This window comes from Bacillus sp. SCT118 (genome assembly GCF_058566435.1).
Window position 1 is genome coordinate 1,308,551 of record NZ_CP191225.1, and the last position, 22,531, is coordinate 1,331,081.

Consider the following 22,531-nt stretch of genomic DNA (forward strand, 5'->3'; position numbering starts at 1 on the left):
GGAGCATGCTTGAAACATTAAAAAAGGAAGTGCTGACTGCCAACCTGAAGCTTCAAGAGCATCAGCTGGTAACCTTTACGTGGGGAAATGTCAGTGGCATTGACCGTGAAAAAGAAAGAATTGTCATCAAACCTAGCGGAGTCGAATACAGCGACCTTACAGCAGATGACTTGGTTGTTTTGAACCTTGATGGAGAGGTCGTCGAAGGCTCGCTTAAGCCTTCTTCAGATACACCTACCCATGTTTATTTATATAAAGCCTTTCCGAATATCGGGGGAATTGTCCATACCCATTCTCAATGGGCGACAAGCTGGGCGCAATCGGGCAGAGACATCCCTCCGTTAGGCACGACCCATGCTGATTATTTTGACAGTGCGATTCCATGTACTCGAGAAATGTACGATGAAGAAATCATTCATGACTACGAACTGAATACAGGAAAAGTCATAGCGGAAACCTTTCAGCATCATAACTACGAACAGGTGCCGGGTGTGCTTGTGAATAATCACGGACCGTTCTGCTGGGGCACTGACGCCTTAAATGCCATTCATAACGCAGTTGTATTAGAAACGGTTGCCGAAATGGCCTATCACTCCATTATGCTGAACAAGGATGTAACCCCAATCAATACAGTCCTGCATGAAAAGCATTTTTATCGAAAACACGGAGCAAATGCGTATTATGGCCAGTCATGATACGCCTGTGTCACCGGCTGGCATTCTGATTGACTTGGACGGTACTGTATTCAGAGGAAATGAGTTGATCGAAGGAGCAAGAGAAGCGATCAAAACGCTTAGGAGAATGGGAAAGAAAATCGCCTTTTTAAGCAACCGGGGGAATATCTCCCGTGCCATGTGCAGAAAAAAACTTCTTGGCGCGGGGATTGAAACGGACGTAAACGACATTGTTCTGTCATCAAGCGTGACAGCGGCTTTTCTGAAAAAACATTATCGTTTTTCAAAGGTATGGGTGCTTGGGGAGCAAGGCTTGGTTGACGAGCTGAGGCTGGCCGGTGTGCAGAACGCGAACGAACCGAAGGAAGCGGATTGGCTCGTGATCTCCCTTCATGAAACGCTCACATACGAAGATTTAAATCAAGCCTTTCAAGCGGCTGCCGGCGGCGCTCGTATTATTGCTACAAACAAAGACCGCTCTTTTCCGAACGAAGACGGAAATGCCATTGATGTGGCTGGAATGATTGGGGCGATAGAGGCTTCCGCACAAGCGAAGACTGAACTTGTTGTCGGTAAGCCGTCATGGCTGATGGCGGAGGCTGCCTGTACAGCAATGGGGCTGTCCGCACATGAATGCATGATTATAGGAGACAGCATTGAATCTGACATTGCGATGGGGAAGCTTTATGGCATGAAAAGCGCCTTAGTGCTTACTGGTTCTGCGAAACAGGGCGAACAGCGTTTGTACACACCAGATTATGTGCTGGATTCTATTAAGGATGTAACCAAATTGGCTGAGGAGGGGATTCTGATATGAATCGTATCGCAGCTGACGTTCAGCGTGCTTTTGAACACGCCGGAGAAAAGACGTTTCCTATAAAAGTTGAAGAAATTGTTCTCGGTAAACAAGCAGCTGATTCGCTTTTGAATTATGTAAAACGAAAAAACAATAAACATATTGTCCTTGTCTGCGACGCGAATACACACCGCATTGCAGGAATTGATCTGGAAAATCAGCTAAATCAAGAAGGATTTCAGGCCGAGTGCCTGATCATTCCAGAAAATGAAGCCGGAGATGTGACAGCTGATGAACGATCGCTCATTCATGTGCTGATCCATACGAAACAAACAACGGATGTCATGATCGCAGTTGGTTCGGGCACGATTCATGATATCGTCCGCTTTGCGGCGTTTCAAAGAGATTTGCCGTTTATTTCTTATCCGACTGCTCCATCTGTAGACGGTTTTACATCAGCAGGGGCGCCGATTATTTTATACGGTACGAAAACAACCATTCAAACGAAGGCCCCTTCTGCACTGTTCGCTGATCTGGATCTATTAAAAGCCGCACCCCAGTCAATGGTGGCGGCTGGGTTTGGTGACATGCTCGGTAAAATAACGTCTTTAGCAGATTGGGAAATATCCCGGCATCTTGCCGGCGAGCCTTATTCGCCAGCAGGAGCTAAGATTGTTCAGGAGGCGCTTGCTGCCTGCATTGAACACACAGAAGACATTGCGATGAAAACGGAAACAGGCATACAGGTTTTGATGGAGTCTTTAATCGTATCGGGGCTTGTCATGCTGGCATTAGATCATTCCCGCCCGGCATCAGGCGGAGAACATCATATTTCACATTGGATTGAGATGGAATTAATGGAGAAAAAACGGCCACAGATTCTTCATGGGGCAAAGGTGGGCTGTGCAGCTGTTTTATTAACTGACACATACAGAAAGCTTGCTAAGGATGACGGGCTGAACGAATTTTCACCGAGCTGGCGGCAAGCCATCCAATCGGCTTATCAAACTCTCCCGGAAGGAGAAGTGCTGGCTGATTGGCTGAGATCAGCCGGAGGCCCTGCGTATTTTGACGAAATCGGTGTCGGGCAGGATTCCGTCAAGAATGCCTTCAGACACGCGCACACCTTAAGAGACCGCTGCACCGGATTAAGAATCATTAATGAAAACAAAACGCTGATCAACCATGGTCTATATGAATAGCCCGCACCTCGAATGGAAGGGGTAACGCAGATGAAAAAAATGACTGTCTGTTTTCTTGTGCTCATGATGCTGCTGACATTAGTCATTGCTGGGTGTTCAGCAGAAAGATCATCCGGGAAGTCGGGTGAAACCGAGCTGACCTTTTGGACATTTAACGGACTTCATGAGCAGTTCTATGTAGAAATGGTGAAGGAATGGAATGAAAAATATCCTGACCGCAAAATTAAGCTGAATACGGTCGTTTATCCGTATGGACAAATGCACGATAACTTGTCTATCTCCTTAATTGCAGGAGAAGGCGTCCCTGATATTGCCGATGTCGAATTGGCCCGTTTTTCAAACTTTTTGAAGGGCTCTGACATACCGCTTGCCGACTTGACTCCGCTGATTGAAAAGGACCGCGATAAATTCGTTGAGGCGCGGCTTACCCTGTACAGCAAAAACGGCAAGCTTTACGGACTCGATACGCATGTAGGAACAACAGTCATGTTTTATAACATGGATGTTATGAAGAAAGCCGGCGTCAATCCTGACAATATTAAAACATGGGATGATTACCATAAAGCCGGACAGAAAGTGCGCAAAGTGACCGGGAAGCCGATGGGAACGGTGGAAACAAATGATTCCGGAACGTTCTTATCTATGATTTCACAGCAAAACTCAGGCTATTTTGATAAAAACGGCAAGCTGATCCTCAATAATGACACCAACGTAAAAACACTTCAATATTTAAAAGACATGATCAATGATAAAACGATGATTCCTGCGCCGGGCGGCGGGCATCACAGTGAAGAATACTACGGCTTTATGAACCAAGGAGGAGCTGCTTCAGTCCTCATGCCGATTTGGTATATGGGAAGATTTATCGATTATATGCCTGATCTGAAAGGGAAGATTGCCATCAGGCCGCTCCCGGCATGGAAAGAGGGAGGCGACCGCTCGGCAGGTTTGGGCGGTACGGCAACCGTTGTGCCGAAGCAAGCCAAGCATGTTGAGTTAGCAAAAGAGTTTTTAGCCTTTGCGAAGGGCTCTAAAGAAGGAAACAAAAAGCTCTGGAGCGTACTTGGGTTTGACCCGCTTCGCTGGGATGTTTGGAGCTCCAAGGAATTGAAAGAGAAAAACAAATACACGGATTACTTCCAAAACGGAACAGGCATTTTTTCCGTGCTGCTCGATATCAAGGATGAAATCAATCCGATTTATTTACATGAGGATTTTGCCAAGGCTTCAGACCTTGTCAACAGAAGCGTGTTGTTCGACGCACTTAAATCTCAGCAAAAAACGCCTAAACAGGCCTTGGACAGAGCGGCAGGTGAACTGAAACAGAAATAGAATCCCATTCAAAAAGTGAAAGCGGGGAGGTTCTCATGAAACCTGTGAAAACAGGAACGGTTCATCCCGTTCCTTCAGCTGCGAAACAATCAGGCTGGCGAGATCTATTTTATTCAAAAAAAGCGGCGCCCTATCTGTTTACAGCGCCATTCGTTTTATCCTTTCTCGTATTTTTTCTATACCCCATCATTAGTGTCTTCATCATGAGCTTCCAAAGAATTTTGCCGGGAGAGGTGTCCTTTGTCGGATTGACTAATTATACAGCGCTAAACAACCCGACGTTCTATACCGCCCTTTGGAATACGCTGGAATACACCTTTTGGACGCTGATCGTGCTGATTCCTGTCCCATTGCTTCTGGCCATATTCCTGAATTCAAAGCTGGTCAAATTTAGAAATATATTTAAATCAGCGCTATTCATCCCGGCATTGACCTCCACCATTGTAGCGGGGATCATTTTTCGGCTGATCTTCGGAGAAATGGAAACGTCCCTGGCTAATTCCATCCTACTCAAACTCGGCTTATCACCTCAGAACTGGATGAACAATGAACATACCGGCATGTTTTTGATGGTGCTGCTTGCTTCGTGGAGATGGATGGGAATCAACATCCTTTACTTTTTAGCCGGTTTGCAAAATGTGCCGAAAGAGCTGTACGAAGCCGCTGATATAGACGGCGCGAATACAATGAAAAAATTTCTGCACATCACGCTGCCGTTTCTTAAGCCTGTAACTGTATATGTGCTGACCATCAGCATCATCGGCGGCTTCAGGATGTTTGAGGAAAGCTACGTCCTTTGGCAGAATAATTCCCCGGGTAATATTGGCCTGACGCTTGTCGGATATTTGTATCAGCAGGGGCTTGCCTACAACGAAATGGGGTACGGAGCGGCCATCGGCATCGTGCTTTTGATTGTGATCCTTGTTGTCAGCCTGATTTCATTAAAGCTGTCAGGCTCGTTTAAGGGGGAGGGATAAATGTTGCGGCACAGTCCTCAGTTCAGCGTTTATAGAATTGCGCTAACCCTGTTTTTTATCATGCTGAGCCTATTGTATCTTTTTCCGATTTTCTGTTTGCTTTTAGGATCATTAAAGCCGTCATCTGAGCTTTTGCGTGTGGGGCTCAATCTTGACATTGATCCTAAAGTAATGAGTCTTGATAATTATACATTTCTGTTTAACGGCGGAAGCATTTATTTCAAATGGTTTTTTAACAGTCTTGTACTTGGGCTTTTCACAACCGTGCTCACCCTGTTTTTTTCTTCGATGATCGGGTACGGGCTTGCGGTTTATGATTTTAAGGGCAGAAACATCATCTTTGTTCTTGTGCTGATTATCATGATGGTTCCGCTGGAAGTGATGATGCTTCCACTGTTTAAGCTTACCGTCGGACTGCACTTGATCGATTCATATACGGGTGTCATATTGCCGTTTATCGTTTCACCTGTTGCCGTTTTCTTTTTCAGGCAATATGCTCTTGGCCTTCCAAGAGATCTGCTGGACTCTGCAAGAATGGACGGCTGTACGGAATTCGGCATCTTTTTCAGGATTATGGCACCGCTGATGAAACCGGCTTTCGGCGCGATGATTATCCTTCAGTCCTTAAACAGCTGGAACAACTTCTTGTGGCCGCTGATTGTGCTTCGGTCGAAAGAAATGTTTACGCTTCCAATAGGGCTGTCCAGCTTGCTGAGCCCTTATGGAAATAATTACGACATGCTTATATCCGGCTCAGTATTTGCGATTTTGCCGGTGATTATCATTTTCTTGTTTTTCCAAAAGTACTTTATCTCCGGCCTGACGGTAGGGGGAGTCAAAGGTTAATGAAGGAGGAAACGTGTGATGAAAAAAGCGCGAATGATTGTAGACAAAGAATATAAAATCGGTGAAGTAGATAAACGAATTTATGGCTCGTTTATCGAACATATGGGTCGTGCGGTATATGAAGGCATATACGAGCCTGATCACCCTGAAGCGGATGAAGATGGGTTTAGAAAAGATGTTCAGTCGCTGATCAAAGAATTACAGGTTCCCATCATCCGCTATCCGGGCGGAAACTTTTTATCCGGATACAACTGGGAGGACGGTGTCGGACCAGTCGAAAACCGCCCGAGACGGCTTGACTTGGCATGGCAAACGACAGAAACCAATGAAGTGGGAACAAATGAATTTTTATCTTGGGCAAAAAAGGTGAACACTGAGGTCAATATGGCCGTCAACCTTGGTACAAGAGGCATAGATGCCGCCCGTAATCTCGTTGAATATTGCAACCATCCGAAAGGCTCTTACTGGAGTGATTTAAGAAGATCGCATGGCTATGAACAGCCGTATGGCATCAAAACATGGTGCTTAGGAAACGAAATGGATGGACCGTGGCAGATCGGCCACAAAACAGCTGATGAATACGGACGGCTAGCCGCAGAGACGGCAAAGGTCATGAAATGGGTTGATCCATCAATTGAACTTGTTGCCTGCGGCAGCTCAAACAGCGGCATGCCGACCTTTATCGATTGGGAAGCGAAGGTGCTGGAGCATACGTACGAGCATGTTGACTATATCTCTCTTCACACCTACTACGGAAACCGGGATAACAATCTGCCAAACTACTTGGCCCGTTCTATGGATCTGGATCATTTTATCAAATCAGTCGCAGCGACCTGTGACTATGTAAAAGCGAAAACACGCAGCAAGAAAACAATCAATCTTTCTCTGGATGAATGGAACGTCTGGTACCACTCAAATGAGGCTGATAAAAAAGTTGAGCCGTGGATCACTGCGCGTCCGATTTTAGAGGATATTTACAATTTTGAAGATGCCTTATTAGTCGGCTCTCTGCTCATTACGATGCTGCAGCACGCAGACCGTGTGAAAATTGCGTGTCTTGCACAGCTTGTCAATGTCATCGCGCCGATCATGACGGAAAAAGGCGGAGAAGCATGGAGACAGCCGATTTTCTATCCATACATGCATGCTTCTGTTTACGGAAGGGGCGAGTCACTGAAACCGCTTATTTCTTCTCCGAAGTACGACTGTTCTGATTTCACTGATGTGCCATATGTTGATGCTGCTGTTGTGTACTCTGAAGAGGAAGAAACACTCACTATTTTTGCGGTAAACAAGGCTGAGGATCAGATGGAGACGGAGATTTCGCTCAGAGGCTTTGAATCCTACCAAATCGCAGAACACATCGTACTTGAGCATCAGGATATCAAAGCGACAAACCAGCATAACAGAAAAAATGTCGTCCCGCATTCCAACGGAACATCGTCTGTCAGTGAAAATGGCTTAACTGCTCATTTCACGCCGCTTTCCTGGAATGTGATCCGCCTGAAAAAACAGTCATAAGAGAAGCTTGGCCGGAGATTTCTCTCCGGCTTGTCTTTCAACTGCCACGAGCCGGCCCGTTCAAGCCGGCTTTTTGTATAGGAAAAAATGACCGCTTTTCACCATGAAATTGTGATATATTTATGAAAAACAGCAAAGGGGATGGGAGAAAATGAATGCGGTTACAATTGTGATAGCATCAATGTGTATTTTGGCTATTGCCTATCGTTTATACGGAACATTTATGATGGTGAAGGTTCTCAAAGTGAATGATGACAAGCCAACACCTGCTCATGCGCTTGAGGATGGGAAAGACTATGTGCCTACAAATAAATGGGTTTCGTTCGGCCACCACTTTGCTGCGATCGCAGCGGCCGGGCCGTTGGTCGGACCCATTCTGGCGGCGCAGTTTGGCTATTTGCCGGGATTATTGTGGCTGTTAATCGGGGCGGTAATTGGGGGAGCCGTCCATGATATTGTGGTGTTGTTTGCATCGATGCGCAAAAACGGAAAATCGCTGTCAGAAGTGGCGAAGGATGAGCTTGGCCCTGTTGCAGGATTTTGTACAGGACTGTCCATGCTGTTTATCATCACGATCACAATGGCGGGCCTGTCGATGGTTGTCTTGCATGCGCTTGAACGTAATCCATGGGGAACATTTGCGGTAGGGATTACGATTCCGATTGCGATGGGTGTGGGCTTATTTTATAAGAAAACGGGAAATTTAAAGCTCGCTTCAACGGTCGGCTTTCTCTTTTTAATGGCAGGAGTCTTTATTGGTCCATGGGTACAGACTACCGCGCTCGGTGACTTTTTAATGCTAGATACGAAAACGCTTGCAATCGCGCTTCCTGTTTATGCGTTTTTTGCGGCTGCGCTTCCCGTTTGGCTGCTTCTTGCTCCGCGTGATTATTTAAGCAGCTTTATGAAAATCGGTGTTTTTATCGCTTTGATTGTTGGTGTGTTTGTCGTCAATCCGTCCATTCCGTTCCCTGCATTTACAGAATTCGTAAAAGGCGGCGGGCCGGTGCTGGCAGGACCTGTCTGGCCGTTCATCTCAATAACTATTGCCTGCGGGGCGATCTCTGGGTTCCATGCCTTTGTCGGTTCAGGAACGACACCGAAAATGCTGAATAAATGGAGTGACATGAAGCCGGTTGCGTTTGGCGCAATGCTTGTTGAGTGTCTTGTCGGCATCATGGCGCTGATTGCAGCGACCGCTTTACAGCCTGCTGATTACTTTGCGATTAACAGCACGCCTGAGGTTTTCCGTACGCTTGGCATGAATGTCGTACATTTGCCTGAATTGAGCAGGGAAATCGGTTTGGACTTAGAAGGAAGAACAGGGGGAGCCGTCACACTTGCGGTGGGAATGACTTATATTTTTACCGGAATGCCGTTTTTCAGCCAGTTGGCCTCATACTTTTTCCAATTTGTCATTATGTTTGAAGCGGTATTTATTTTAACAGCGATTGACGCCGGCACACGCGTGGCCCGTTATTTGATCCAGGATTTCTTCGGGGAGGTGTATAAACCGCTGAAGAAAACAGACTGGATTCCGGGCTCTGTATTTGCCAGCGCGCTTGCCTGTTTGATGTGGGGGTACTTGCTGTATTCAGGAGATATCGGTTCCATTTGGGCGCTGTTCGGCGTTTCTAATCAGCTGATGGCTTCAGTGGGGCTGATTATCGGAGCGACCATCGTGCTGAAAATCGCTGATAAACGCCGGTACATTCTGACTTGCCTTATCCCGCTTGCCTACTTATATGTCACTGTCAATTATGCGGGCTATTGGATGGTGCGCAATGTGTATCTCAATCCTGAAGCAGCAGGATATAGTGTATTGAATGGCGTATTATCTATCATCATGCTGGTGTTAGGCTTCATTATTATCGTGGCGGCTGTGAAAAAATGGGCGCAGATGTGGAAAGATCCGAGCTTAAGGATGGAAGCGTCTATACCGGGCTAGAAGGACTATTGAAAATGCTGAGGGGGTTGGCAATGAATCTATCAATGAAATATCTTATTCTATACGTATCGGACAGCAAGCGGGCTATTCATTTTTACCGGGATATTTTAGGACTGCCGATTCGTGCTGAACACGGAACGTATATCGAATTTGATACAGGGTCTACGATATTGGCGCTTAATACGCGGGAAAGCGCCAGAGACATCACGGCGCTGGACATTCCGGATACATCTGCTTCAAACACATTTGAAATCGGGTTTGTTACTGAAAATGTAGAAGCGGTCATCAAAAGGATGAGAGAACAAGGCGTATCGATTATCGGGGAGCCGAAAGTGAAACCATGGGGGCAGACGGTCGCCTATATCGCTGATCCGGATGGACATTATATCGAAATTTGCAGTCCGATGGAATAACGCACAAAAGCCCAAAACAATTTCTGTTTTGGGCTTTCTCATGATGTTTTGTGCCCGGCTGCTTCCAATAGCAGATCAGCCAGGTGAACGGCTCTGACTTTACCGCTTAGTCCTTCGCGTTCAATCCCGAGCTTCATCTGCAGCAGGCAGCCGGGATTTGCTGTTACAATGAGGATCGCTTCGGTTGCTTTGACGGCAGCCATTTTGCTGTCCAGTATTTTCATAGACATTTCAGCTTCGACGATGTTGTAAATTCCCGCTGACCCGCAGCAGCTGTCTGCTTTCTCCATTTCTTTGAATTCCGCCCCTTTGATGCTTTTAAGAAGCTGGCGGGGCTCAAGCGACGTATGCATTACATTTCTTAGGTGGCATGAATCTTGGTAGGTAACGACCTGAGGTGTCTCGAGCGCTAAGTCCATTTGATGGAAATCGAGTTCAACCAAAACGGAAGAAAAATCCTTCAGCTTTTGAACAAAAGCGGCGGCTCGCTCCGACCATTCCGGGTCATCCTTCAGCAAATGATCATATTCGGTAAGAAAGGCTCCGCATCCTCCTGCGTTTGTAATGACTGCATCCACGTCTAATGCTTCGAAAGCTTCGAAAGCAGCGATATTTTGTTTCGCGAGCTCTTTCCCTGTGTTTTTTTCACCGCTGTGTCCATGAAGCGCCCCGCAGCAAGCCTGTTCAGGCGGAATGACAATGTCGCAGCCTGCCAGCTGTAAAAGCTTCAATGTGGCGTTATTGGTCGGTAAAAACATTGTATCCATTAAGCAGCCGGAAAAAAAGGCAACCCGCTTTTTCATGGGGCCAATGGACGGCAGGAAACGCGGCCGATGTTTCATGTCTTTGCTTTTAGGAACATCAGGAAGAACGGCTTCCATCGTCTGCAAATGCTCAGGCAGGACCCGAAGCATGCCTGATTTTCGCACAGCGGTTTGCAGTCCTGACCGCTGATACAAACCGATAAGGCTTACAGCTGATCGCATGCGGTTTTGGTGCGGAAACAGCTCGTGAAAAGCCGTCTTTCGCATGACACGTGCGCCGAGCGAGTGTTTTTTGTTTTGGTGGATAATATCTCTGGCTTCCTCAAGCAGCTGTCCGTATTTCACGCCTGACGGGCATACAGGTTCACAGGCGCGGCAGCCGAGGCAAAGTGACAGCGACCGTTCGACATCTTCATCCGGTTCAATCATACCGTCGGCTACGGCTTTCATTAAGGCGATACGCCCACGCGGAGAGTGTGTTTCCTGAAATCCCGATTCGATATAGGTCGGACAGGAAGGAAGACAGAAGCCGCAACGCATACAATTCAAAAGCTCGCCTTCATCCATGCGCTCTTTAAACTCATTTTGGATCTGTTTCATTTCTTTTTCTGTTGTCATCTTTCCGCCACCACACGTTTTCTGGCATCTTTCGCAAACACTTTGCCCGGATTTAATATGTTCCGGGGGTCAAATGCCGCTTTCAACGCTTTCATCGCATCAACGCCTTCTTTTTTCAGCTTCATTTCCAAGTAAGGCGCTTTCATTGCCCCGACTCCGTGCTCTCCGGTTATCGTGCCGCCAAGTTCAATCGCTTTCTCAAAAATCTCGGCAAAGGCCTGTTCGACACGTTCCATCTCATCTTGATCTCTTATATCTGTCGTGCATGTCGGATGGAGGTTCCCGTCTCCCGCATGGCCAAAGGTGCAGATGGAAATATCATATTTAGCAGCAATATGATTAATCGCTTTAACCATATTGGCGATTTCTGAGCGAGGAACGGTCGCATCCTCTAAAATCGTCGTCGGCTTGAGACGGGCAAGGGCAGAAAGTGCAGAGCGCCGTGCTTCAGTCAGGGTGAATGCTTCCTCCTCCGTTTGTGCGGTCTGAACGGAAACGGCCTCGCCTTTTTTGCAAATCGCCTCAATCTTTTCCATATCCCGTGCCACGATTTCAAACGGTCCGTCTTGCTCAATTAATAGAACCGCCTTTGCGTTTGTCGGAAGTCCGATTTTGGCATAATCCTCAATCACCAATAGTGTAGGCTGATCGAGAAATTCAAGCGTGGCGGGTATAATTTTTGCGGCAATAATGTCCGATACCGTTTGAGCAGCGGCATCGATATTTTCATATAGGGCAAGCAGCGTCTTTTTTGTTTCAGGCTTTGGAACGAGCTTGACGATTGCCTCTGTCACAATGCCGAGTGTTCCTTCTGAGCCGACAAAAAGACGTGTGAGATCGTATCCGGCCACATCCTTTGCGAGTTTTCCGCCGGTGCGGATGATGTCACCATTTGCGAGCACAACCTCCAGTCCAATAACATAGTCGCGGGTGACGCCGTATTTTAATCCGCGGAGCCCGCCGGAATTTTCATTGATGTTTCCGCCCATGGTTGATATTTTCATAGAACTCGGGTCAGGCGGATAAAACAAACCTTTGCTTTCAACCGCGCGGATCATATCCAGCGTAATGACGCCCGGCTGAACTGTGGCAGTTAAATTTTCTTCATCAATCTCAAGAATCTGGTTCATGTGCTTAAAGAGAAGCACAAGTCCGCCTTCAGTCGGGCACGTGCCGCCGCACAGGTTTGTCCCTGATCCTCTTGGAACGATCGGCACTCGATGTTCGCTGCAAATTGTTAAAATGCGTGATACTTCATCAGTATTCCTCGGAGCAATCACGGCATCAGGCATAGACTGATACTGAGGCGTCGCATCATATGAATAGACGAGACGGCCGGCAGTCGAGTCATCAAAGTTTTCTGGTCCGGAGACCCGAATCAGCTGCTCCTTTACATCCTTGGTGATCATTTTACCCATCCCCCTGTCAAAAAACGCTTTCAATCTATTGTAAAAGAAAAAAAGCAAAGCCTTCCATGGAGAAACATACAAAAAATGAAACTGAAACTCTCTCTATTTTGTGTCTTGATCTAAAAAATAGAGGGCGACGTACATCGTGACGATGTCCTCGGTACGGTCAAAACGTAAACCCGTCAGCTGTTCAGCCTTAGCCAGACGATATCGCAATGTATTGATATGAATATGCATATCTTCTGCGGTTTGTTTCAAAGACAAATCGAGATGAAAGAAAGTCCGTAACGTATTCATAAGTTCCTGATGCTCTAGCGCCTCTCCTAATACTCTTTGCGGAAATTCGTTTCGGGTTCCCGGGCTGATCTCCGTCAGACACATATCAAGCTTCAGATCCTCTTCAAATATGGGCGTTTTTCGCTTAAGGCTGACAGCCAGCGCTTTTTCCGCTTGCTCGTATGAATCTGTCAGGCTGGAGCTTGCGACGGCCCTTCCGGCGCCAGCTGCTGTATATTGGCTGCTTGCGGTATTGGCAAACGAACAAATGTGAAGGATCTTCCGTAAAAGCTGATCCCTTTGTTCATGCTGCGGCACTTCATGATTAATCAAAATCCGTTCATTTCCCCACCTGATGAACAAATCCGCAGGGTACGAGGATTTCCAGCTGCGTGCCATTTGTTCAATATCATGACGTGACCACTCATACCCCTGAATCAGAATCATTTGGCGCCGGGAGGAAAGGTCAACACCAAGAAGCTGAGCTTTCTCAAGAAAACTGGGAGACCACTCCTTTAATTGCAGCCAATCGATCATAAAGGACTCCAGCATTCTCTCACGCCACTGGGATTGCTCTAAATGCCGCGATTCCTTAATGAACAGCTCTGTCATTTTTCGAAGCAGTTCTCCGAATGGCTGAATCTCTGCAGGCTCACCTGTCAGCCCGAAGACGGCGATCACATCATGGTCAAAAAATACAGGGAGGTTTATGCCTGCTTTCACTCCTTTTAACCTTGTTTCATCTTCTCTTGTAATAATCACGCTGCGTCTTTCTTTTGCGCAGATAAGCGCTCCCTCATGAAATTGTCCGACACGCTCATCGTTTGTGCCTGCCATAATAAGACCGTCCGTGTTTACAATAATGACTTCACGTTCGTACATTTTTTTAACTTCAGCAATAATTTTTTTCGCTAATAACGGCTGTAAAAACATGGCGTTCCCCCTCATCATGTTTTTATTATATAAGAAAAAAACCGGGCGCTGTCACCCGGTTTCATGTCTTATTCGGCGGGTTTTAATCCGTCTTCAAGCGTTTTCAGCATTTCGTTTTTCTCACTTTCAGATGCGTGCTGCCAAATGACTTCGAATAAAACGCCGAGCCCTGGAAGCATTTTTTCTTCACCGCTTTGAATCGCATCTACGATTGTATGCTCAAGCTGCTCCTGATTATTGCCGGTGACATTGGAGATGACGGCATGACGTAAATTAAGATCCATGTAAAACGCTCCTTTTTCTAAAATGTAATACGTATATTCTAACCCTGCACCTGGTTTATTATGTGCTGTTCTTGCGATATAATAACATCATGTTAAAAAAAGGAGCGCCACATAGACAGTGAAACAAATAGAATCGGCAAAAAACCAAAAAGTGAAGGATTGGAAAAAGCTTCACACAAAAAAAGAACGAACAAAAACAAATACATTTCTGATAGAGGGAGAACACCTCGTTGAAGAGGCGTTGAAAAGCCCGGGCATTGTGAAAGAAATCCTTGTAAAGGATGAAACGAAGATTCCTTCAGATCTTGAGACTGGTATCCAGTGCTATACGCTGAGTGAAGATGCGTTTTCAGCTGTGACTGAAACCGAAACGCCGCAGCAGATTGCCGCTGTGTGCCATATGCCTGAAGAAAAGCTGGCAACGGCACGCAAGGTGCTGCTGATTGACGCTGTTCAAGATCCGGGAAACCTTGGCACAATGATTCGAACGGCTGATGCGGCCGGTTTGGATGCGGTTGTACTCGGTGACGGCACGGCGGACGCCTTTAACGGAAAAACACTGCGATCTGCTCAAGGATCTCACTTCCATATTCCTGTTGTGAGAAGAAACCTGCCTTCATATGTGGACGAATTGAAGGCAGAGGGCGTAAAAGTATACGGCACGGCGCTGCAAAACGGAGCGCCTTATCAGGAGATTCCTCAGTCTGAATCCTTTGCGCTCATTGTAGGAAATGAAGGTGCAGGTGTGGATGCTGCATTGCTGGAAAAAACGGATTTGAACCTATACGTGCCGCTTTACGGACAGGCTGAATCACTAAACGTTGCGGTTGCGGCTGCCATCCTCGTGTATCACTTGCGAGGATAGTGTTGCGCCAAGCGTTGGATTTCTCTATAATAGAACATAATATTTCAAAAACCGTGACAGAGGACCTCAATTTCTGATCAACTGCTTTCCAGGGAGAAAATGCCGCTGACTGAGAGCATTTTTAACGCAGCCGGAAATTGGCTTCACCTCTTGAGTTGTCGCCGGGACCGCGTACACTGCGCGTAAAGGTGAACCGGAATCTGATTCCGTTATGTCAATGAAGCTGACGACAGCATCAGTCTGTCTGAAATAAGGGTGGTACCGCGGCCACAACTCGTCCCTTGTACAAGGGACGGGTTTTTTTTATTTTCCAAAGACATATGACGGTTTGTTTACATAAAAGGAGGATGCAAAATGGAAGAAAAGCTAAAACAGCTGGAACAAGAAGCTTTAGAACAAGTAGAAGCGGCAAGCTCATTGAAGGTTGTCAATGATATTCGGGTGCAATATCTCGGAAAAAAAGGGCCGATTACAGAAGTGCTGCGCGGAATGGGCAAGCTTTCTGCTGAGGAACGTCCAAAAATGGGGGCGCTCGCGAACGAAGTAAGGGAGCGTATTGCCAATGCGATTGCTGACAAAAACGAGAAGCTTGAAGAAGAGGAAATGAAGCAGAAGCTTGCAGGACAGACAATTGACGTCACGCTGCCGGGGAACCCTGTTGCAGTCGGCGGCCGCCATCCGCTCACTGTTGTCATTGAAGAAATTGAAGATTTATTTATCGGTATGGGCTACACAGTCGAGGAAGGGCCAGAGGTTGAAACGGATTACTACAACTTCGAATCGCTCAATCTTCCGAAAGAACACCCTGCGCGCGATATGCAGGACAGCTTTTACATCACAGAGGAGAATTTGATGAGAACGCAAACTTCTCCTGTCCAAACACGGACGATGGAAAAGCATGAAGGCAAAGGTCCCGTTAAAATCATTTGCCCGGGTAAAGTATATCGCCGTGATAACGATGATGCGACGCACTCTCACCAATTTATGCAAATTGAAGGGCTTGTCGTTGACAAAAACATCAGCATGAGTGATTTAAAAGGAACGCTTGAACTCGTTGCGAAAAAAATGTTCGGGCAAGACCGTGAAATCAGACTCCGCCCAAGCTTCTTCCCGTTTACTGAGCCTTCAGTAGAAGTGGATGTGACATGCTTTAAATGCGGTGGAAACGGCTGCTCAGTATGTAAAGGAACAGGCTGGATTGAAATCCTCGGTGCCGGAATGGTTCACCCGAACGTGCTTAAAATGGCTGGCTTTGATCCGAAGGAATATCAGGGCTTCGCATTCGGAATGGGTGTTGAGCGCATCGCCATGCTGAAATACGGCATTGATGATATCCGCCACTTCTATACAAACGATGTCAGATTTATTTCGCAGTTTAAACAGGCGTAAGAGGAGGATGCAAGGATGTTTGTTTCTTATAAATGGTTAGAGGATTATGTTGATTTAAAAGGCATGGACCCGGCTGTTCTTGCTGAAAAAATTACAAGAGCCGGTATTGAGGTTGAAGGAATTGAATACAAAGGAGAAGGCATCAAAGGCGTTGTCATCGGCCATGTGCTGGAGCGCGAGCAGCACCCGAATGCTGATAAGCTGAATAAGTGCCTTGTGGATATCGGTGCTGAAGCCCCTGTACAAATCATTTGCGGCGCGCCGAATGTGGATAAGGGACAAAAAGTCGCGGTTGCAACTGTCGGAGCGGTGCTGCCGGGCAATTTCAAAATCAAAAAAGCCAAGCTTCGCGGTGAAGAATCAAATGGCATGATCTGTTCCTTACAGGAGCTTGGTATCGAAAGCAAACTTGTGGCGAAGGAGTATGCAGAAGGCATTTTCGTATTCCCTAATGACGCTGAAACAGGAAGCGATGCCTTAGCGGCTTTACAGCTTGACGATGCGATTCTTGAGCTGGGTTTAACGCCAAACCGCGCGGATGCCATGAACATGCTTGGTGTTGCTTACGAGGTTGCCGCGATTTTAGACACTGAGGTAAAGCTTCCGCAAACGGATTACCCGGCTGCTTCAGAACAAGCGTCTGATTACATTGCAGTCAAAATTGAAGATCAAGAAGCGAACCCGCTGTACACTGCAAAAATCATTAAAAATGTCACGATTGCTCCATCACCGCTTTGGATGCAGACAAAGCTGATGAATGCAGGCATTCGTCCGCACAACAACGTCGTTGACATCACAAATTTTGTCCTGTTGGAATACGGACAGCCGCTTCATGCGTTTGATTATGACAGATTTGGCTCTAAGGAAGTCGTAGTAAGAAAAGCAGCTGAGAATGAAATGCTCGTCACTCTTGATGATCAAGAACGTAAGCTGTCCGCCGATCACCTTGTCATTACAAACGGAACGAAAGCGCAGGCTGTTGCGGGTGTCATGGGAGGAGCAGAGTCAGAGGTTCAGGAAGATACGAAAACGATTTTGCTTGAGGCTGCGTATTTCAATGGGCAGACGGTTCGCAAGGCTTCCAAAGACCTTGGTTTGAGAAGTGAATCAAGCGTAAGATTTGAAAAAGGAATTGATCCGGCGCGCGTACGTCTTGCAGCAGAACGGGCTGCGCAGCTGATCCATCTGTATGCCGGCGGTGAGGTGCTTGCTGGAACAGTTGAGGAAGATCACCTGACAATCGAAGCAAATAACATTCACGTATCTGCTGACAAAGTGAGCAGCGTTCTAGGCCTGACGATCAGTAAAGAAGAACTGATCAGCATTTATAAACGTCTCGGTTTTACGGTCGGTGAAGCGGGTGAACTTCTCGTTGTGACTGTCCCATCACGCCGCGGCGACATTACAATAGAAGAGGATTTAATCGAAGAAGCGGCAAGACTGTACGGCTACGATAACATTCCGTCTACGCTTCCTGAGACAGCGGGAACTACAGGCGGATTAACGCCATACCAGGCAAAACGCCGTAAAGTCAGACGCTTCCTTGAAGGCGCAGGCTTATCACAAGCCATCACTTACTCACTGACAAATGAGAAGAAAGCGGCAGCGTTTGCGATTGAAAAATCACTGAATACTGTGCTTGCGCTTCCAATGAGTGAAGAAAGAAGCATTCTCAGACACAGTCTTGTTCCGAATCTGCTTGATTCTGTTTCTTACAACCTTGCGAGGCAGACTGACTCAGTTGCACTGTACGAAGTCGGCTCCGTTTTCCTGACGAAGGAAGAGGACACAAAACCTGTTGAAACAGAACGCGTAGCAGGAGCTGTTACCGGATTATGGCGCAAGCAGCTATGGCAGGGTGAAAAGAAACCAGTTGATTTCTTTGTTGTCAAAGGAATTGTGGAAGGGCTGTTAGACAAACTCAACGTCCTAGACAGAATTGAATTTGTACAGTCTGAACGCAAACAGCTGCATCCGGGCAGAACAGCGAACATTTTATTGAATGGTTCTCTGATCGGCTTCATCGGCCAAGTCCATCCTTCATTGGAAAAAGAACTGGATATAAAGGAAACATACGTATTTGAGCTCGATCTTCATGCGTTGCTCGCAGCAGAAACAGCACCGCTTGTTTACAAGGCGATTCCGAAATATCCGTCTGTGACACGTGATATCGCCCTTGTAACAGATAAAACCGTCACAAGCGGCCAGCTTGAGAGCGTCATTAAAGAGGCTGGCGGCAAGCTTCTGAAAGAGGTAACTGTCTTTGACGTATACGAAGGCGAACATATGGAGGAAGGCAAGAAGTCAGTCGCTTTCTCACTCCAGTATGTCAACCCTGAACAAACACTGACTGAAGAAGAAGTGACAAAGGCGCACAGCAAAGTGCTGAAAGCGTTAGAAGACACATATCAAGCTGTTTTAAGAGGCTGATAAAAAAGCTTGCAGAGAAATCTGCAAGCTCAGCGTGTCGGCAACCCCCCGCATTCGTTGTCAGGTCTGCGCGTTGGTGCTCACGAATGAGAACATTCGCTGTGCTCCAATGCTCGCCTTTCCTAGACTTCTAGGGTTTTCAATCACGCTGAAAAGATGAAAAAAGCTTGCAGAGAAATCTGCAAGCTTTTTTCTATGAACGTTTTTTATCAGCAAGGCGCTGCGCTTTTTGCGTATTGGCGAAATGGAGTTTTGTAAAGGTTCTGAGTGCAGATGCCCCTTTTTTGAGGATCAGCTTGGCGGCCGCTTCATCGACGTGCGGACCGGCCCCTTTTGGAAGCGTCATTCCTGCCTCGCGTGATAGTTTATCCATTTCCATTAAAAACGAATATCTTGCAATGATTGAAGCAGCGGCGACAGCCAGGTGAATGCCTTCAGCTTTTGTGCTAAAATAGGTCCGCTCCTTCACAATGTCTCTGCCCTTTAAATGATTGAAGTAGACGCCTGGCTCAGCGAATTGGTCAATCAAAATGGCTTCAGGCTTTACTCCATCCAATTTTCTTAATAAATGGGTGATCGCTTGATTGTGCAGCAAAGCTTTCATTTTCCCTTGGCTCATGCCTTTTTCCTGCATGCTGTTATACTTTTCATTCTTTAAAACCAGCAGGCTATATGGAATAGTTTTGATCAGGTTTCGGGCAATCTCGATGATTTGCGGATCTTTTAAATCTTTAGAATCCTTAACACCGAGTTCCTTCATTAAAGGAAGCATGGTTTTGTCGACGTACGCACATACAACCGTCATTGGGCCAAAGTAATCTCCGGTTCCGACTTCGTCAGAACCGATAACAGACATTCCGGCGATATCTGCCGGAGGGGCATAGCGGGGATCAGCCGGCTTTTTGGCCGTTTTCTTCTTTTCCTGAGGCTCCGCTGTTCCCCAGCGCGCGGATTCTGCCGCTGCGTTTTTGCCTTGAAACAAGACCTTGCCTGATTTATATGCTGTAATGGTACAGCCGGGCGGTTTCGCCTGAAAAACGGCTCCCTGCGGAACAGAGGCTGTAAGCGAACCACTGTATGTCATTTTCATTTGGTCAATAGCAGACAACGATACTTTTATCACTGAATGGGACACGTAATAATCTCCTTTTTTTACACTTTTCGCTGTATATACCAGTGTATCATAACAGCGGGAGGCTCGTCTTTCCATTCATTTAATAAACGTGTTATGATAAGAACTAGGATTCTCGCGGAATGGAGGAGAAACGTTGTCTGACGGCAAAAAAACAAAAACAACCGTTGACATTTACGGCCAGCACTTCACGATTGTCGGTGAAGAAAGCAGAGCCCATATGAGGTATGTCGCCGGAATTGTTGATGATAAAATGAGAGAAATCAATGAAAAAAATCCATACCTTGATATAAATAAACTTGCAGTGCTGACAGCGGTAAATGTGGTGCACGATTATGTCAAATTACAAGAGAAATGTGAAAAACTGGAGCGTCAGCTTAAAGAAAAGGATTGAACAACTATGCTAGATATCATCATCTTAATCTTGCTCCTGATGGGGACTTTACTGGGGTTAAAACGCGGTTTTATCCTGCAGTTTATCCGCTTGACGAGCTTTATTTTATCAATTGCCTTTGCGGCTTTATTCTATAAAAACGTGGCACCGCATTTACATTGGATTCCCGCACCCGATTTTTCAGCGGGACAGCCGGCTCTTTCTTTTTTTACGGGGAATTTGGAAGCAGCGTACTATAATGCGATTGCGTTTATCGTTTTATTTATCATTGCTAAAATCTTACTGAGAATCATCGGCTCGTTCCTGAGTATTGTAGCCGGCATTCCGGTGATTAAACAAATCAACCAGATGCTGGGAGCCGTTCTCGGTTTTCTAGAAGTCTATTTATTTACATTTGTGCTGCTGTATGTCGCATCCGTTCTGCCGGTAGATGCACTGCAGCAAATGATGGGGCAATCGTCTCTCGCAAATGTGATCATTAACCATACACCGTACTTGTCAGGGCTTTTACAAGAGCTGTGGACACAGTACGGGGCATAAAAAAACTTCTCTTGTCCGGAGAAGTTTTTTTCAAGTATGATGGAAACATATGTGAACGTCTGGGGGTTATGATATGCATAAAAAAGATATTATCCGGCTGCTTGAAACCATTGCAGTCTATATGGAACTCAAAGGGGACAACCCGTTTAAAGTATCCGCCTTCCGAAAAGCGGCGGCAGCCCTGGAACAGGACGACCGAAGCTTATCAGAAATGGACGATATGATGTCGCTGTCCGGCATTGGAAAAGGAACGTACAGCGTCATTAAAGAGTATATAGATGAAGGAAAGTCAAGCACGCTCGAATCGCTTCAGAAAGAAGTGCCGGAAGGACTCGTGCCTTTATTGAAGCTGCCGGGGCTCGGCGGCAAAAAAATCGCAAAGCTGTATAAAGAGCTCGGCGTACACGATGCAGAATCTCTGAAGGAAGCCTGTGAGCAGCAAAAGGTCCAGGGTCTTGCGGGCTTCGGCAAAAAATCGGAAGAAAAAATATTACAGGCGCTCGGGGAAGCCGGAAAACAGCCTGAACGGTTCCCGATCGGCTACGCCCTCCGGATCGCGCGGGAAATTGAGGAGCATCTTTCTCAATTTACGCATATCATCAAATTTTCTCGTGCCGGAAGTCTCCGCAGAGCGCGGGAAACGGTGAAGGATCTGGATTATATCATTGCTACAGATCATCCGGCTGAAGTAAGAGAGCAGCTTCTTGAGCTGCCAAACATCAAAAGCGTGATCGCAAGCGGAGATACGAAGGTGTCCGTCATCCTTTCCTTTGAATATGAAACAAGCGTCGATTTCCGTCTTGTGACGGAAGAGCAGTTTCCGACAACACTCCATCATTTTACGGGATCAAAGGATCACAATATTAAAATGCGCCAAATCGCCAAAGAACGCGGCGAGCGGATCAGTGAATACGGCGTTGAGACAGTTGAAACCGGAGAGATCAAAACATTTCCGAGTGAACGTGAATTTTATGCGCACTTCGGCCTGCCGCTGATTCCGCCGGAAATTCGTGAAAGCGGACAGGAAGTGGAAACCTACAGCGACAGCATTGAACTGATAGAACCCGGGCAAATCAAAGGTGATCTCCACATGCACTCAACGTGGAGCGATGGTGCATTTTCGATCAGAGAGATGGCTGAAGCCTGCATCAAAAAAGGCTATCAATACATGGCGATCACCGATCACTCACAATATTTAAAGGTCGCCAACGGGCTTACTGCAGAAAGACTTAAGCAGCAGGCAAAAGAAATTGACGCACTGAATGCAGAGTTTGAAAACTTCCGTATTTTGAAAGGCGTTGAGATGGATATCCTGCCTGACGGTACGCTCGATTATGATGACGATGTGCTTGCGGAAATGGATATCGTTATTGCATCGATTCATTCCAGTTTTAATCAGCCGGAACACGTGATTATGAAACGGCTTGAGACGGCACTGACAAACAAGCATGTTGACATTATCGCACACCCGACCGGGCGCCTTATCGGCAGACGGGCCGGTTACGAAATCGATATTGATCAGCTGATTGAGCTTGCGAGGAAAACAAATACGGCGCTTGAACTCAACGCCAACCCTGCGCGCCTTGATCTGCGCACAGAGCATTTAATGAAAGCAAACGAACAAGGGGTTACATTGGTGATTAATACTGATGCCCATAATATTGAGATGTTAGACGATATGAAAACTGGCGTTACTGCCGCGCGCAAAGGATGGACGGAAACGAAAAACGTTCTGAATGCCCGGTCGCTTAAAGACGTAGAGGCATTTCTGAAGCGCAACGATTAAGT

The 22,531-nt window shown here is 46.6% G+C and carries 21 protein-coding genes and 1 pseudogene; 16 read left to right on the forward strand and 6 right to left on the reverse strand.

Annotation, left to right across the window (positions count from 1 at the left end; all coding sequences use genetic code 11):
* The first annotated feature begins 5 nt into the window (after positions 1-5).
* The 10 genes and pseudogenes from araD (at position 6) to ACQVGT_RS06650 (ending at position 9,709) form a co-directional block, all read left to right on the forward strand.
* Positions 6-695, forward strand: a complete 690-nt coding sequence (araD, locus tag ACQVGT_RS06605; RefSeq protein ID WP_015384326.1) for an L-ribulose-5-phosphate 4-epimerase — start codon at positions 6-8, stop codon at positions 693-695.
* A complete protein-coding gene (gene araL / locus ACQVGT_RS06610; RefSeq protein ID WP_080030743.1) occupies positions 673-1,491 on the forward strand; it encodes a sugar-phosphatase AraL in 819 nt (272 codons plus the stop codon). The genes araD and araL overlap by 23 nt, the downstream gene beginning before the upstream one ends.
* Positions 1,488-2,672, forward strand: a complete 1,185-nt coding sequence (gene egsA, locus ACQVGT_RS06615) for a sn-glycerol-1-phosphate dehydrogenase (RefSeq protein WP_015384324.1) — start codon at positions 1,488-1,490, stop codon at positions 2,670-2,672. The genes araL and egsA overlap by 4 nt, the downstream gene beginning before the upstream one ends.
* 30 nt (positions 2,673-2,702) lie before the next feature.
* Positions 2,703-4,004 (forward strand): arabinooligosaccharides ABC transporter substrate-binding protein AraN, encoded by a 1,302-nt coding sequence (gene araN / locus ACQVGT_RS06620; protein ID WP_015483543.1) that lies wholly within the window; start codon positions 2,703-2,705, stop codon positions 4,002-4,004.
* Positions 4,005-4,039: 35 nt separating this feature from the next.
* The gene (araP, locus tag ACQVGT_RS06625) at positions 4,040-4,981 is read left to right on the forward strand and encodes an arabinooligosaccharides ABC transporter permease AraP (protein WP_015384322.1); all 942 of its coding nucleotides are present in this window, start codon (positions 4,040-4,042) and stop codon (positions 4,979-4,981) included.
* Positions 4,982-5,827, forward strand: a complete 846-nt coding sequence (gene araQ, locus ACQVGT_RS06630; RefSeq protein ID WP_015251504.1) for an arabinooligosaccharides ABC transporter permease AraQ — start codon at positions 4,982-4,984, stop codon at positions 5,825-5,827.
* 18 nt (positions 5,828-5,845) lie between these two features.
* Positions 5,846-7,348, forward strand: coding sequence for an alpha-L-arabinofuranosidase AbfA (abfA, locus tag ACQVGT_RS06635; RefSeq protein WP_003222445.1), 1,503 nt, complete (start codon positions 5,846-5,848; stop codon positions 7,346-7,348).
* 151 nt (positions 7,349-7,499) lie between these two features.
* Positions 7,500-9,296: a carbon starvation protein CstA gene (cstA, locus tag ACQVGT_RS06640; RefSeq protein WP_015483541.1), complete on the forward strand. Its 1,797-nt coding sequence runs from the start codon at positions 7,500-7,502 to the stop codon at positions 9,294-9,296.
* Positions 9,239-9,426, forward strand: a pseudogene (locus ACQVGT_RS06645) (hypothetical protein). The gene cstA and the pseudogene ACQVGT_RS06645 overlap by 58 nt, the downstream one beginning before the upstream one ends.
* On the forward strand, positions 9,341-9,709 hold the full coding sequence (locus ACQVGT_RS06650; RefSeq protein WP_015384319.1) for a VOC family protein: 369 nt from the start codon (positions 9,341-9,343) through the stop codon (positions 9,707-9,709). Before ACQVGT_RS06645 ends, ACQVGT_RS06650 begins: the two are co-directional and overlap by 86 nt.
* Positions 9,710-9,747: 38 nt before the next feature.
* On the opposite strand, the gene ACQVGT_RS06655 is transcribed toward ACQVGT_RS06650, so the two are convergent.
* From ACQVGT_RS06655 to sspI, 4 genes are all read right to left on the reverse strand, one after another.
* Positions 9,748-11,091, reverse strand: coding sequence for a (Fe-S)-binding protein (locus ACQVGT_RS06655; RefSeq protein ID WP_015384318.1), 1,344 nt, complete (start codon positions 11,089-11,091; stop codon positions 9,748-9,750).
* The gene (glcD, locus tag ACQVGT_RS06660; protein ID WP_015483540.1) at positions 11,088-12,500 is read right to left on the reverse strand and encodes a glycolate oxidase subunit GlcD; all 1,413 of its coding nucleotides are present in this window, start codon (positions 12,498-12,500) and stop codon (positions 11,088-11,090) included. The genes ACQVGT_RS06655 and glcD overlap by 4 nt, the downstream gene beginning before the upstream one ends.
* Positions 12,501-12,602: 102 nt before the next feature.
* Positions 12,603-13,709, reverse strand: coding sequence for a CdaR family transcriptional regulator (locus ACQVGT_RS06665; RefSeq protein ID WP_015483539.1), 1,107 nt, complete (start codon positions 13,707-13,709; stop codon positions 12,603-12,605).
* A 68-nt stretch (positions 13,710-13,777) separates the two neighbouring features.
* A complete protein-coding gene (sspI, locus tag ACQVGT_RS06670; RefSeq protein WP_015384315.1) occupies positions 13,778-13,993 on the reverse strand; it encodes a small acid-soluble spore protein SspI in 216 nt (71 codons plus the stop codon).
* 118 nt (positions 13,994-14,111) lie between these two features.
* Between sspI and ACQVGT_RS06675 the strand changes: the two genes are divergently transcribed.
* On the forward strand, positions 14,112-14,858 hold the full coding sequence (locus ACQVGT_RS06675; RefSeq protein WP_015384314.1) for a TrmH family RNA methyltransferase: 747 nt from the start codon (positions 14,112-14,114) through the stop codon (positions 14,856-14,858).
* A gap of 66 nt (positions 14,859-14,924) precedes the next feature.
* Here ACQVGT_RS06675 and ACQVGT_RS06680 read toward each other — a convergent pair whose 3' ends face one another.
* The gene (locus tag ACQVGT_RS06680) at positions 14,925-15,131 is read right to left on the reverse strand and encodes a hypothetical protein (protein WP_004398812.1); all 207 of its coding nucleotides are present in this window, start codon (positions 15,129-15,131) and stop codon (positions 14,925-14,927) included.
* 81 nt (positions 15,132-15,212) lie between these two features.
* On the opposite strand from ACQVGT_RS06680, the gene pheS reads away from it, so the two are divergent.
* The gene (gene pheS, locus ACQVGT_RS06685) at positions 15,213-16,247 is read left to right on the forward strand and encodes a phenylalanine--tRNA ligase subunit alpha (protein WP_015384313.1); all 1,035 of its coding nucleotides are present in this window, start codon (positions 15,213-15,215) and stop codon (positions 16,245-16,247) included.
* 15 nt (positions 16,248-16,262) lie between these two features.
* Entirely contained in the window at positions 16,263-18,677 is a 2,415-nt protein-coding gene (gene pheT / locus ACQVGT_RS06690; RefSeq protein WP_015384312.1) for a phenylalanine--tRNA ligase subunit beta, read from the forward strand.
* A gap of 193 nt (positions 18,678-18,870) precedes the next feature.
* Here the strand turns inward: pheT and rnhC are convergent, their stop codons facing one another.
* Entirely contained in the window at positions 18,871-19,812 is a 942-nt protein-coding gene (rnhC, locus tag ACQVGT_RS06695) for a ribonuclease HIII (RefSeq protein WP_015483536.1), read from the reverse strand.
* A 133-nt stretch (positions 19,813-19,945) separates the two neighbouring features.
* Between rnhC and zapA the strand changes: the two genes are divergently transcribed.
* The 3 genes from zapA to polX all read left to right on the forward strand — a co-directional run bounded on the left by zapA (position 19,946) and on the right by polX (position 22,529).
* Complete coding sequence (zapA, locus tag ACQVGT_RS06700; protein WP_003229534.1) at positions 19,946-20,203, forward strand: cell division protein ZapA; 258 nt, start codon at positions 19,946-19,948, stop codon at positions 20,201-20,203.
* 6 nt (positions 20,204-20,209) lie between these two features.
* Complete coding sequence (locus ACQVGT_RS06705) at positions 20,210-20,743, forward strand: CvpA family protein (protein WP_003229537.1); 534 nt, start codon at positions 20,210-20,212, stop codon at positions 20,741-20,743.
* Positions 20,744-20,816: 73 nt separating this feature from the next.
* Positions 20,817-22,529, forward strand: coding sequence for a DNA polymerase/3'-5' exonuclease PolX (polX, locus tag ACQVGT_RS06710; RefSeq protein WP_015384310.1), 1,713 nt, complete (start codon positions 20,817-20,819; stop codon positions 22,527-22,529).
* Positions 22,530-22,531: the final 2 nt, after the last annotated feature.